The sequence below is a fragment of the Streptomyces sp. NPDC003023 genome, assembly GCF_042888225.1.
Taxonomy (GTDB): domain Bacteria; phylum Actinomycetota; class Actinomycetes; order Streptomycetales; family Streptomycetaceae; genus Streptomyces.
Map to the genome: position 1 here is coordinate 349,208 of NZ_JBIAPL010000001.1, position 12,859 is coordinate 362,066.

Sequence of the window (12,859 nt, forward strand, 5' to 3'; positions counted from 1 at the left end):
CTCAAACGCGTGTTCCTGACGATCAGTACCACCGGCACCCCTGAACGTCCCGCGACCGACCTGGGCTTTCTGCTGCACAAGCATCCCGACAAGGCGCAGACGTTCTCCACCTCGCACGGCACGGCACACGTCTTCTACCCCGAGGCGTCGGCCGAGCGGTGCACGGCCGCGCTGCTGCTGGAGGTGGATCCGGTGGCCCTGGTGCGGCGCGGCAAGGGCAAGGGCCGCGGCGGCGCCCCCGATTCCGCGCTCGCCCAGTACGTCAACGACCGACCCTACGCGGCGTCGTCCCTGCTGTCCGTCGCGTTGAGCACGGTGTTCAAGAGCGCCCTGCGCGGCGTGTGCGCCGCCCTGCCCGGGCGGGCAGAGGCCCCGCTGCCGCTGCGCATCGAGGTGCCCGCGCTGCCCGCGCGAGGCGGTGCCGAACTGGTCCGCAAGCTGTTCGGGCCGCTCGGCTGGAGTTCCGTCGAGGCCGAACCGGTGCCGCTCGACGTCCGGTTCCCCGAGTGGGGCGACTCCCGTTACGTACAGCTGGTGCTCGAAGGAGAGCTGCGGCTCGCCGACGCGCTGCGCCAGCTCTACGTCCTGCTGCCCGTCCTCGACGACGCCAAGCACTACTGGGTCGCACCGGACGAGGTCGACAAACTGCTGCGCGCCGGTGAGGGCTGGCTCGCCGAGCACCCCGAGCAGAAGCTGATCACCAGCCGCTATCTGTCGCGCCGCTGGGGACTGACCCGCCAGGCCATGGAACGCCTCGAGCTGGTCCGCCTCGCGGAGGCCGACGACCTGCAGGTCGAGGACGTGGACAACGCCGTGGACGAGGCCACCGACACGGAGGAGCGTCCCGTTCCGCTCGCCGAGCAGCGCCGGGAGGCCGTCCTGACGGCCCTGCGAGCCGCGGGCGCGAGCCGCGTGCTGGACCTGGGCTGCGGGCAGGGCCAGTTGGTGCAGGCACTGCTGAAGGACGTCCGGTTCACCGAGATCGTCGGCGTCGACGTGTCCGTACGGGCCCTGACGATCGCAGGCCGGCGTCTCAAGCTGGACCGGCTCGGTGAGCGCCAGGCCGCACGGGTGAAGCTGATGCAGGGATCGCTCACCTACACCGACAAGCGGCTCACCGGCTACGACGCCGCCGTGCTCAGCGAGGTGATCGAGCACCTCGACCTGCCGCGGCTGCCGGCCCTGGAGTACGCGGTGTTCGGCTCCGCCCGGCCGCGCACCGTGCTCGTGACGACACCGAACGTCGAGTACAACGTCCGCTGGGAGAGCCTGCCCGCCGGCCACGCGCGCCACGGCGACCACCGCTTCGAGTGGACCCGTGAGGAATTCCGGACCTGGGCACAGAGCGTCGCGGAGCGGCACGGGTACGACGTGCGCCATGTGCCCGTCGGACCCGACGACCCCGAGGTGGGGCCGCCCACGCAGATGGCGGTGTTCGAGATGACGGGGACCGACACCCCCGGAACGAAGGAGGCGAAGGCCGCATGACCAGTACCGAAGCAACCGTGGCAGGCACCCCCGGCCGCCGGCTCCCGGTGACCGACCTGTCCCTCGTCGTCCTCGTCGGCGCCACCGGCTCCGGCAAGTCCACCTTCGCCCGCAAGCACTTCAAGCCGACCGAGGTCGTCTCCTCCGACTTCTGCCGCGGACTCGTCGCGGACGACGAGAACGACCAGAGCGCCAGCGGCGACGCGTTCGACGTCCTCCACTACATCGTCGGCAAGCGCCTCGCGGCCGGCCGGCTCACCGTCGTCGACGCCACCAACGTGCAGCCGGAGAGCCGCCGCCTGCTGGTCCGGCTGGCCCGCGAGCACGACGTCCTGCCGATCGCGATCGTGCTCGACATGCCGGAGGAGGTGTGCGTCCTGCGCAACTCCACCCGTCCCGACCGCGCCGACATGCCCCGGCATGTCATCGGGCGCCACCGCCGCGAGCTGCGGCGATCGCTGCGCGGCCTGGAGCGCGAGGGCTTCCGCAAGGTGCACGTCCTGCGCAGCGTGGAGGAGGCCGAGGGCGCGGAGATCGTCCTCGAGCGCCGCTACAACGACCTGCGCCACCTCACCGGCCCGTTCGACATCATCGGCGACATCCACGGCTGCAGCTCCGAACTGGAGACCCTGCTCGGCGAGCTGGGGTACGCCGACGGCGTCCACCCCGAGGGCCGCACCGCCGTCTTCGTCGGAGACCTCGTCGACCGCGGCCCCGACAGCCCCGGCGTGCTGCGGCGGGTGATGAGCATGGTCGCGGCGGGCAACGCCCTGTGCGTACCCGGCAACCACGAGAACAAGCTGGGCCGCTGGCTGAAGGGCCGCAACGTCCAGCACACCCACGGCCTCGCGGAGACGATCGAGCAACTGGAGAAGGAGGACGACACCTTCCGCGAGCAGGTACGGGAGTTCATCGACGGTCTCGTCAGCCACTACGTCCTCGACGAGGGCAGGCTCGTCGTCTGCCACGCCGGTCTGCCGGAGAAGTACCACGGCCGCACCTCCGGCCGGGTCCGCTCGCACGCGCTGTACGGGGACACGACGGGGGAGACCGACGAGTTCGGCCTGCCCGTCCGCTATCCGTGGGCCGAGGACTACCGCGGCCGGGCCGCCGTCGTGTACGGCCACACGCCCGTCCCCAACACCTCGTGGATCAACAACACCATCTGCCTGGACACGGGTGCCGTGTTCGGCGGGAAGATGACCGCGCTGCGCTGGCCGGAGCGTGAGCTGGTCGACGTACCGGCGGAGAAGGTCTGGTACGAGCCGGTCCGGCCGCTCGTCACGGAGGCGCCCGGGGGCCGCGAGGGCCGGCCGCTGGACCTCGCCGACGTCCAGGGCAGGCGCGTCGTGGAGACGCGGCACATGGCCCGTATCGGCGTGCGTGAGGAGAACGCGGCGGCCGCGCTCGAGGTCATGAGCCGCTTCGCGGTGGACCCGCGGCTGCTGGCCTACCTGCCGCCGACGATGGCCCCGACGGCCACCTCCGGGGAGGAGGGGTACCTGGAGCACCCGGCGGAGGCGTTCGCCCAGTACCGCTCCGACGGCGTCGCCAGGGTCGTGTGCGAGGAGAAGCACATGGGCTCCCGCGCGGTGGCACTGGTGTGCCGCGACGCGGAGGCGGCGCGCGAACGGTTCGGTGTCGGCACCTTTGACGCCGAAGGCGGTGGGGGAGGCCCGACGGGCGCGATCCACACCCGCACCGGGCGGCCCTTCTTCGACGACCCCGCGATCACCGAGGAGATCCTGGAGCGCCTGCGCACGGCCGTCACCGCGGCCGGTCTGTGGGACGAGCTGGGGACGGACTGGCTGCTGCTGGACGCCGAGCTGATGCCGTGGTCCCTCAAGGCGTCCGGGCTGCTGCGCTCGCAGTACGCCGCGGTCGGCGCGGCCTCCGGCGCCGTGCTCCCCAAGGCCGGTGCGGCACTGGAGGCGGCCGTCGCACGGGGTGTCGCCGTGGAGGGTCTGCTCGCGCTGCAGCGGGAGCGGGCCACGGACGCCGCCGCGTTCACCGACGCCTACCGGCGCTACTGCTGGAGCACCGACGGGCTGGAGGGCGTGCGGCTCGCCCCGTTCCAGATCCTCGCGGTCCAGGGCCGCTCACTCGCCGCGGTGCCGCACGACGAACAACTGGCCTGGCTGGACAAGCTGGTGGAGCACGACCCCACGGGCCTGCTCCAGGTCACCAGGCGGCTGATCGTCGACACCGGGGACGAGGCATCGGTGCGCGCCGGTACCGACTGGTGGCTGGAGATGACCGGCCGGGGCGGCGAAGGCATGGTCGTCAAGCCGCTGCAGGCACTGGCTCGGGACGAGAAGGGCCGGCTCGTGCAGCCCGGCGTCAAGGTCCGCGGCCGCGAGTACCTCCGCATCATCTACGGCCCGGAGTACACGAGGCCGCGGAACCTGGAGCGGCTGCGGAGCCGGTACCTCAACCACAAGCGGTCCCTCGCGCTGCGCGAGTACGCCCTGGGGCTCGAGGCACTGGACCGCCTGGCCGACGGTGAGCCGCTGTGGCGGGTCCATGAAGCGGTGTTCGCCGTACTCGCCCTGGAGTCGGAGCCGGTCGACCCCCGGCTCTGACCGCGCGGGTCCGGCAACCGGCGCGGGCGGCGACGTCGGTGCCCTCCCCCTGATCCGTGGTCGTCCGCCGCCCGCCGGCGGACGACTTGCACGGATTCCAGGGGGAGGCAACGGGAGCCGCCCTCCCGCCGGCCCCGACCCCGGCCCCGGCCCCTCCGAGGCTCCGGTGCCGCAGGGCCCCCGATGAGGTGCGGAGGGGGCTCGCACCCGAAGTACGGTTGGAAGCCATGCGCCGGTATGTGGCCGGAGTGCGCCCCTTGTGCTCCCAAGGTCCTTCGAGGTGATGTTGACCGGCCAGGAACCCGCCCCTAGCGTCATTGCCCCGACGCAGTGTGACGGTTGGTGAACTCTGTGGCACCGAGTGCCTCTTGAGACGCTGCGCGGCCAGTGACACCGGCTGGGAACGTGGTCCCCCGAAGGGCCAGTACAGCCACCGCGGGGGGCGGAAAGATGAGTCTGTTCGGAGGGGGCCGCTCGTTTCTCGACGCCCTCACTCCGCAGGACCGCGCCACGCTCACGGCCTTGGGCGGCTCACACGTCTACCCGTCCGGATCGGTCATGATCCAGGAGCGCGACACCAGCACATTCGTGCTGCTGCTGCTCTCCGGATGGGCCGTGGTCTCCGTCGACACCGCCCGCGGCGGTCGTCTCATCCTCGCTCTGCGCGGCGCCGGCGAGGTCGTCGGAGACCTCGCCGCCGTCGACCGGGGTCCGCGCAGTGCCACGGTCACCGCGCTCGGCGAGGTACGCACCGTGGCCGTGTCCGGCGAACGTTTCCGCAGCTTTCTCGCCGCCAGACCCCAGGCCACGGCACTGATCATGCGGCAGCTCAGCGCCCGGCTGCGCAGCGCGGACGTCGAGCGCCGGTCGCTGGCCTCAGGTTCGGTGCTCCAGCGGCTCGCCGCGCGCCTGGTCGAGCTCGGCCGGCGGGTGGGCCGCCCCTGTGACGAAGGCACCGTCATCGACCTGCCCCTGCCCCAGCACGATCTCGCGGCGGCGATAGGCGCGACCCGCGAGGCGGTGGCCAAGGTGCTGCGCCTGCTGCGCGAGCAGGGAGTGGTTCGCACCGCGCACCGCCGTCTGATCGTGACCGACATGGACCTGCTGCGGCTGCTTGCCGAGGGGCGCGAACAACCGCCGAACCGCAAGACGGTGAGGAAAAGGCCGCCACTTGTGTAAACGGCTACATCGCCCGCCGCAGAAGCCATCCAGTCTTGTCCCGTCGGACGACAGCACCCAGGGGGTCCCAGTGAGCAGTGCAGCAGCCGTGAACAGGCTGGTGGTCTTCGGTGACGTCTGCGGATCGGGCGCCCTTGGCCTCGACGCGAAGAGGCGTATGCGGGCCGCCATGTACGGGGCGTACGCCGAGGCGTACGCGGCCGTCGGCGTCGACGTGGACCGTATCCACCAGGAGGACCGCGGAGACGGGATCCTCGCGGCGCTCGACCCGGGTGTACCGCCGACGCTGATGGTCGGCACATGGATCGACACCCTGTTCCAGAGCCTGCGCGAGCACAACGCGGGCAGCGCGCACCGCATGCGATTAAGGATCGGGATGAACGCGGGCCCGGTGCTCGACGACGGCAGGGGGCTGGTCGGCCGGGCCGTCGATCTGGCCGCCCGGCTCTGCGACAGCCCGGTCGCCAAGCGCACGATGGAACTGGCCCCCGGTTCCGACCTCCTGCTGGTCGTCTCCGACTGGCTCTACACCAACGTGGTGGCGGAAGGCGGCCGTTACGTGGAGCCGGAGACGTACCGCAGCGCGCGGGTCAGGTTCAAGGAGACCGACGAACTGGCCTGGTTCCACATTCCGCGCTCGGCCGCGCCGCCGCTGCCCGACGAGCAGCACGGTGACCGGACCGGCGACCAGTCCGGTGACCGAGCCGGTGACCGGACCCATGACCAGCCCGGTGCCGCTGACGCACCGGGTGCGAAGACCGGCGGTGGGCCGGCACGGGGGGACGGCCCACCGCCCACCGCTCCGCCGCGGATCGGTACACAGATCAACGCACGGGGCGACGTCGCCTCGTTCGAGAACAACGTCTTCCACGGTGACGTGACCGGCATCCGCAAGGACCGCGGGGCCGCCGCCGGCGACGCGGACGGTGCGGCATGAGCGAACAGGACCAGGCACCGCCCGCCGACGGCCCCGGCCCCGCGGACGACAAGCCCCCCGCCGCACCCGGCCCGGGGCCCGCGGCGGACGCGGACGCCGCGGCCGGCGCGGCCGCACCGGACGGCGCGGAACCGGCGCCGGAGGCACCCAACCCCTTCGCGACGGCAGGCCGCAACCCGATCGGTTCGGCCGGCGGCACCGGCGGAGCAGGCACGGCCCACGCGGCACGCCGGACCTTCGCACCCCGGCAGGCGGAACGCGTCGTCAACTTCGGCGACGACGGCCAGTACTTCCACGGCAACTACTTCATCAGCCAGTTCGGCACGGGGCACGGGCCCGCCATGCTCGACGGGCCGGTCCCCGTCGAGGAACTGCGCCGGCTCGCCGGTGTCTACTGCGAGTCGCCCGGGTACGTCCGGATGCGGCAGCGACTGCGCGAGTGCGGTCTGCTGGTGCTGTGCGGCGAGCGCGGCAGCGGCCGCATGGCCACCGCCCTCGCGCTGCTCTCCGAACTGACCGGCAACCAGGTCACCCGGCTGGACCCCAGCCAGGCGGTGCACTCCTTCACCGGCGACATGCTCAAGGAGGGATACGGGCATCTGCTGGAACTCCCCTCGGAGGAACTGCACCGCGAAGGGAACCGCTCCCCGGCATCCGACGGGCGGGAGGCCGCCCGCCCCGCCCGGCTCACCGAGCTGCATCTGGACCGCTTCAGCAGGCTGCTGCTGGCGGCAGACGCGTTCGGCGTCGTCCTCGTCGAGAGCGGCGACCTCGCCGACCGGCTGCTGCGCGGCCGGTACGGGGCGGTCTGCCGGCCGCCGGGCACCGAGGACGTGCTGCACCGCCATCTGCGCATCCTGCTGCGGGGCGAACCGCAGGAGGCCCTCGACGACTGCCGCGAACTGGCCCGGCGTGAGGACGTCCGGGGCGCGCTCGGACTCGACGAACTGCGTCCCCGTGAGGCGGCCGGCCTCGCGGACCTGCTCGCCCGCCACCACCGCGGAGAGCTCGTCGAGGACGAACTCCTCGACGGCTGCGCCACCTTCGTACGCGCCCAGGCCCGTTCCTGGTTCGCGGGCGCCGACCGCCCCGGCACGCTCCCCGAGGCCTCGCCGACGCTCAACGCGGCCGCCTTCCGTATCGCCGTGGCCGTGTTCAACGGCTCGCCCTACGCCCTGGCGGCGGAGGCCGCCGAGCAGCTGGCCTGGGAGATGTCGGTCACCCTCGATCCGGAACAGCCGGTCGGACGAAGGCTGTTCGGCACGCACGCCGACGACCGTCCGGCCCTGGCCCGCTCGGTCGTCGAGGACGCCGAGCTCGACCTCGGCGACGCCCAGATCCCCGTACGCGCGATCCGCTTCCAGGGCGAGGCCCTGGCCACCGCCGTACTGCGCGAGGTCTGGCACGGCTACCACAACGTCCGCGGACCGGTCGTGCGCTGGCTGCGCACCCTGTGCGACGACCCCCGCCCCCAGGTGTGGGTGCGGGCCTCGGTCGCCGCCGGAGTGCTCTGCTCGTGGGACTGGATCCACGGCTCGGGCGAGCTGATCGGGCCGATGGCGGCCCTGGCCAGTCCCGTGCAGCAGATGTCGGCCGCCACCGCGCTCGCGGAGGCGTCGCGTGAACCGTCGGTGCAGCCCGCGGTCGGCGCGCTGCTCAAGGAGTGGGCCCAGTCCGACGACGAGGCCCTGGTGACGACGGCCCTGCTCACCCACGGGTACGGCATGGCGGCGGGCTCCGTGCGGGCGTCGCTCGACGCGCTGGCGAAGGCGGTCCGCTCCGGTGATGTGACGACGCTGTCCAACGCGGCGTTCAGCGTGACCCGCCTGCTGGCCGGCGCGGAGCCGGAAACGGTCGTGACGCGCCTCGGCGACTGGCTGCGCGGCGGACGGCGGGAGCTGACCGACCTGGTGCTGCTGAGCGTGCTCGGCACCCTCACCACGCGCACCACCTACCTGTGGGGTCTCCAGGAGACCGTGCTAGAGGCGCACGCCAGACGGCCGCTGCTGGTGGCGCTGATCGCGGAGCACGGTCCGCTGGTACGCAAACTGGCCGACCTCGTGCGCCTCACCCTCGAGACCGCCAGGTCCGGCGAGGTGGCGCTCGACGCCCTCGGGCGCGTACTGCGCCAGTGCGCCGACGATCCGACCCACTCGGACCTGATGTGCGGCTTCCTCCCGCTGATCACGCGGGAGCGCAGGGACCGCGACCGGGTGCGGCACCTGCTGGCGCGCCTGGTCAGGGACGAGGACGACCCCTTGGACAAGGACGCCGCCCGCCTGCTGTGGGACGTGGTGGCAGAAGGAGCGATGCGATGACCCCGTCAGGCGCCGGAGAACTTCCCGCGCGGCAGCAGGACCGGCACCGGGCGCCGCAGGGCCCCGGGGGACAGGGCTTGGACGGGCAGAACCCCGACGGGCCGCGCAAGGGGCCGCTGCTGCACGAGTGCGCACTGCCGTACCAGCGGCGCAGCGGTCAGGTGGCGGCAGTCTGCCTCTACTCCAACGGCGGCCACAGCGTGCTGTGGCCGAGCCGCCGCGAGGACGTCAACAAGCCGTGGTTCGGGTCGCCGTTCAGCGTCTTCGAGGTGATCCTCGGGCGTCATGTGACCACCTTCGAACTGGACCTGCCCACCGCGGGCGACGCGCAGTCCTTCCAGGCACGGGCGGAGGTGACGTGGGAGGTCGAGGACCCGCACCTGGTGGTGGAGAAGGCCGTCTGGGACGTGCGCGAGATGCTCCACGGCGACCTGCTGTACGCGCTGCGCCAGGTGTCCCGGCGGTTCCGGCTGACCGAGGCGCAGCGCGCCGACGAGGCCGTGCAGGCCGAACTGCGGGCCGGACGGCTGGACCTGGGCCGCGATCTCGGACTGAGCACCAGGGTGCACGTCTTCATCGACCTCAGCGAGCAGGTCAGGGACCAGGTGGTCGAGGTCGAGAACGTCACGTTCGCGATGCGCAAGGACGCGGCGGAGGCCGAGGCGGAGCGGCGCCGGGACAGGTACGAACGCGAGCGGGTCGCGTCGCGGGCCGCCGAGCTGGAACAGGTCCTCCGCAGGGGCGAGGAGGCCGAGATCATCCACATGATGGCGAGCAACCCCGACAAGGTGTGGGAGATCCGCCAGGCGATCCGGCAGGAGAGGCGCGAGGGCCAGGCCGACTACCTCAACATGTTCAACCGGCTGCTGGACGCGGGCATGCTCGAACGGCACGACGTCGGTGAGCAGATGTACGAAGTGCTGCAGTACCTGCGGGACAGCAACAGCCAGGTGATCGGCGGGGTGACCGAGCGGGTGCTGGCACCCGGAGAGGGCCGGCGCAGGCCCGCCCTGTCCGCACGCTCCGACGACACCCCGGAGCCGAGGCGGCCGTTCTGGGACGAGGAGCCGGAGGACGCCGCGCCCGCGAGCCCGGCGGACCCCGACGACGAGGGGCACGTCTACGAGCCCACCCGGGTGCAGTCGTCCGCCGAACGCGACAGCGACGGGCGGCGGCCGGCCGCGGGGCAGGGCTCCCGTCCCAGCGCGGACTTCGACGACTGGGGGGACGAATGACCGCCGCCGGTACGGCGCCGGGCTCCGGCCCCGGCGGCCTCCCCGGCCCGCCGGGAGCACCCCCCGGTCCCCGTCCGGACCATCCCGTGCCCGGCCCCGGACACCTCGGCCCCGCGCCCGGCCTGTCCGGCCCCGACCCCGGTGGCGGTGCCGGTGCCGTGTCCGACGTGCGGTTCGTCGCGGAGCGGCTGCTCAGCTCCGTGCGCGAGGACATCGGCCGCGCCGACGCGAAGGCGGCGATCCTGATCTCCGGGGCCGTCGCCGCGCTGGCCGTCGCGTTCTCGCGCAACGAACTCCCGATGCCGTCAGCCCGGCCGGCGGCGGTCGTCGTGACGGTCGGGCTGCTGCTGTGCGCGGCAGGCGTGCTGATGCTCGTCGGCGTGATACTGCCGCGCACACGAACCGGCGCGGACATCACCTTCCTGCGGGATCTTTCGGTCGGCACGCCGGCCGACGAACTTCTCGCCCGGCTCACCGAGTCGGGCGAGGACGTAGTGCGCTGGCTGGTCGGCCAGGCACAGGTGCACGGGGCGGTCCTGGCCGCCAAATACCGGTGGCTGCGCATGGGGGTCTGCACGCTGACCCTCGGCGCGCTGCTGGTCCTCTTCGGCGAGCTGTGGTGAGAGACGATGAGACTGATCCGCAAGACGAGTGTGCCGCTTCTGGCCTGCGTGCTCCTGACGCTGTCGGCCGGGGCGCCCGGAGCGGCCGCCGGACCGGCGGGCCTCGGGCGCCCGGCGGCCGTACCCTCGGCCGCACCGGCGCCCGACGGACCCGACCCGATCGACTTCGCCGTCGTGGTCGACCAGTCGGACAGCCTGGCCGACGAGGACCTGGCCCGTGAGGTGGAGGCCGCCTCGCTGATCACCCAGGGCGAGATCTCGGCGCGGTCCCGCGCCGCGGTCATCGGGTTCGGCAGCTCGGAGCAGCGGGGCCAGTCACCCGTCCGCGAGGTCTGCTCGCTGACGACGGCCGACACCGCGGGACGGCAGCGGCTCAGCGACTGCGTGCAGCAGCTGGCCGACCGGGACGACAAGAAGGTGGGCCCGGGGACGGACTTCCCCGCAGCCGTGCGTCAGGCGGTCGACCGGCTGGTCGAGAAGGGCGAGAAGGACATCCCCAAGGTCGTCTTCCTGCTCACCGACGGCCGGCTCGACGTCTCCGGCAGCCCGGAGTACGGCACCGACGAGGCGAGCCGTCAGGCCAACGGAGCCAAGCGGCTGGCGGAGGAACTGGCCCGTGCGCGCCAGGAGTCCGTACAGATCTGGCCGCTCGGCTTCGGTGACCGGATCGACCGTGCCGCCCTGACCGCCATGGCCGAGGGCGGGTACCGCAACGGCTGCCCCGGCCTGCCCGACGCGGCACCGAAGATGCGGGTGGTCGACAGCTCGGCCCAGATCGACAAGGCGCTGCAGGAGACCTTCGCCGCCGCCCGCTGTGCAGGGTTCGCCCAGGGAACGGTCGGAAGGCCGCCCGCTGATCTGTACGTCACGATCCCACCGATCGCCACCGACGGCTCCATCACCGTCGGCAAGCACGACCCCAAGGTCTCCGTCACCTACTACGACCCCGACGGCCGGCGGGTGCCGACCCAGGGCGAGTTCGACGGCTCCTCCTTCGAGACCAGCGGACAGGACGGCCCCGTCGAGGCGCTCCGGGTGAAGAACCCGCTGCCCGGCAAGTGGCGCGTCCACATCGAGGCGCCGGAGGGCCACCGCGACCGCGAGGTCGCCGTGCGCGCCATCTGGCAGGGCAAGCTGCGCTCCACGGTCGTCCTCAGCCCGGCCTCACCGCGCCCCGGCGAGGAGACCGTCGTCGAGGTCCGGATGCAGACCCGTCGCGGCGTGGTGATCACCGATCCCCGGCAGCTGAAGGGCGTACGGGTCTCGGCGCTGATGTCGGGCGACGGCTTCGAACCGCTGGTCGTACCACTGGCCGACAACGGCACGAAGCCGGACACGCGGGCGAACGACGTGCGCTACACCGGCCGGTTCACGATGCCCGCCGCCGCCTCCGGGGAACTGCAGCTCATCACCGAGATGGCGGCACCCGGCGTCAGCAGCGACCGCAGGCCCCTGCACGCGCGGGTCTCCGAGGGCACACCGATCCTGACCGCCGGACTGACCGTCGACGGCGGCGAGCTCCACCCCGGCGGTACGTTCACGGGCACCCTGGACATCACCAACAACGACACCGGCCCGCACACCCTGCGTCTCGCCCTCGCCGACCAGCCGCCGGGATCGGCCCTGCGCATCACCCCGGAAACGGTGAACGCCGCCCCCGGCGGCAGCTCCACCGCCTTCAAGGTCACCGTCGGCCCCGGCGTCCCTCTGGGGGAGCTCTCGGGACGGATCACGGTGACCGACGCCGGCGACCGGGGCCGGGTGCTGGACAGCGTGTTCCTCGGGGTGCGCGTCACCGCGAAGCCGACCCTGTGGGACGAGTGGTGGTGGGCGTTCACCGCGGCGGCGGTGCTGCTGCTCGCTCTGGCCGCGGTCGTCGCCGTACGGCTGAAGGCACGAGCAGTCCGGCGGGACCTCGCGGGCACCAGGCTCGAACTGCGCGCGGAGGGACAGCGGTCGCCGGTCACGCTGACCATCAGGCCGGGCCAGAGCCCCGGCGGCGAGTTCCTCTTCGGCGTCGACCGGTCCGGCACGGGCGCCCCGGTGCTGCGGCGTGGCGGTGCCCAGCCGTACCGCCTGCGGCGCACTCCCGCAGGACAGCTGCTGCTCAAGCCCCCGACCGGACGGGAACGGACCATCGGGCAGGGCGATCCGGTGGGCCTCGGCGAAGGGCTGGAACTCGTCGTCGGCGACGGCGGCACGAACTCCGGACGCGGCAGCGGCGGCAGCGGCGGCAGCGGAGGCCGCAACGGAAGAGGCGGTCGAGGAGGACGCGGCGGCCCGGGCGGCGGCGGACAGGGCGGCGGACAGGGTGGCCGCTGGCGCATGCCCCGGCCACGCGGCGGCAGCGCCGCAGGCTCCTCGAACGGCAGCGGCCCGCGCGGCGGCGGCCGGTCCCGCGACGACACCTCCTCCGCACCGGGCCAGGCGGGCTCCACCCGGCGCCCCGACCCCAACTTCTGAACCACCTCTCGGCCATGAGCGGCCGTCGACGACG

The 12,859-nt window shown here is 72.9% G+C and carries 8 protein-coding genes; all 8 read left to right on the plus strand.

The genetic code is table 11. The annotated features are described in order from the left end of the window. Positions 1 to 9: 9 nt before the first annotated feature. The 8 genes from ACFYV1_RS01310 (at position 10) to ACFYV1_RS01345 (ending at position 12,825) form a co-directional block, all read left to right on the plus strand. Positions 10 to 1,488: a 3' terminal RNA ribose 2'-O-methyltransferase Hen1 gene (locus ACFYV1_RS01310; protein WP_389393264.1), complete on the plus strand. Its 1,479-nt coding sequence runs from the start codon at positions 10 to 12 to the stop codon at positions 1,486 to 1,488. Beyond that, the gene (locus ACFYV1_RS01315) at positions 1,485 to 4,070 is read left to right on the plus strand and encodes a polynucleotide kinase-phosphatase (RefSeq protein ID WP_389393265.1); all 2,586 of its coding nucleotides are present in this window, start codon (positions 1,485 to 1,487) and stop codon (positions 4,068 to 4,070) included. Before ACFYV1_RS01310 ends, ACFYV1_RS01315 begins: the two co-directional genes overlap by 4 nt. 450 nt (positions 4,071 to 4,520) lie before the next feature. Further along, positions 4,521 to 5,249 carry a Crp/Fnr family transcriptional regulator gene (locus ACFYV1_RS01320; RefSeq protein ID WP_389393266.1) on the plus strand — a complete coding sequence of 243 codons (729 nt, stop codon included), beginning with the start codon at positions 4,521 to 4,523 and terminating at the stop codon, positions 5,247 to 5,249. Positions 5,250 to 5,319: 70 nt separating this feature from the next. Continuing rightward, positions 5,320 to 6,186 (plus strand): hypothetical protein, encoded by an 867-nt coding sequence (locus ACFYV1_RS01325; protein ID WP_389393267.1) that lies wholly within the window; start codon positions 5,320 to 5,322, stop codon positions 6,184 to 6,186. Beyond that, positions 6,183 to 8,504, plus strand: coding sequence for a hypothetical protein (locus tag ACFYV1_RS01330; RefSeq protein ID WP_389393268.1), 2,322 nt, complete (start codon positions 6,183 to 6,185; stop codon positions 8,502 to 8,504). The genes ACFYV1_RS01325 and ACFYV1_RS01330 overlap by 4 nt, the downstream gene beginning before the upstream one ends. Then, entirely contained in the window at positions 8,501 to 9,739 is a 1,239-nt protein-coding gene (locus ACFYV1_RS01335; RefSeq protein ID WP_389393269.1) for a hypothetical protein, read from the plus strand. The genes ACFYV1_RS01330 and ACFYV1_RS01335 overlap by 4 nt, the downstream gene beginning before the upstream one ends. 86 nt (positions 9,740 to 9,825) lie before the next feature. After that, complete coding sequence (locus ACFYV1_RS01340; protein WP_389393270.1) at positions 9,826 to 10,362, plus strand: Pycsar system effector family protein; 537 nt, start codon at positions 9,826 to 9,828, stop codon at positions 10,360 to 10,362. Positions 10,363 to 10,368: 6 nt separating this feature from the next. Next, positions 10,369 to 12,825: a VWA domain-containing protein gene (locus ACFYV1_RS01345; RefSeq protein WP_389393271.1), complete on the plus strand. Its 2,457-nt coding sequence runs from the start codon at positions 10,369 to 10,371 to the stop codon at positions 12,823 to 12,825. Positions 12,826 to 12,859 lie beyond the last annotated feature (34 nt).

What these genes read in the sequence shown, in the direction of transcription:
- ACFYV1_RS01320 (WP_389393266.1), top strand. Translation starts at nt 4,521, where the DNA reads ATGAGTCTGTTCGGAGGGGGCCGCTCGTTTCTCGACGCCCTCACTCCG.
- ACFYV1_RS01335 (WP_389393269.1), top strand. Translation starts at nt 8,501, where the DNA reads ATGACCCCGTCAGGCGCCGGAGAACTTCCCGCGCGGCAGCAGGACCGG.
- ACFYV1_RS01315 (WP_389393265.1), top strand. Translation starts at nt 1,485, where the DNA reads ATGACCAGTACCGAAGCAACCGTGGCAGGCACCCCCGGCCGCCGGCTC.
- ACFYV1_RS01345 (WP_389393271.1), top strand. Translation starts at nt 10,369, where the DNA reads ATGAGACTGATCCGCAAGACGAGTGTGCCGCTTCTGGCCTGCGTGCTC.
- ACFYV1_RS01330 (WP_389393268.1), top strand. Translation starts at nt 6,183, where the DNA reads ATGAGCGAACAGGACCAGGCACCGCCCGCCGACGGCCCCGGCCCCGCG.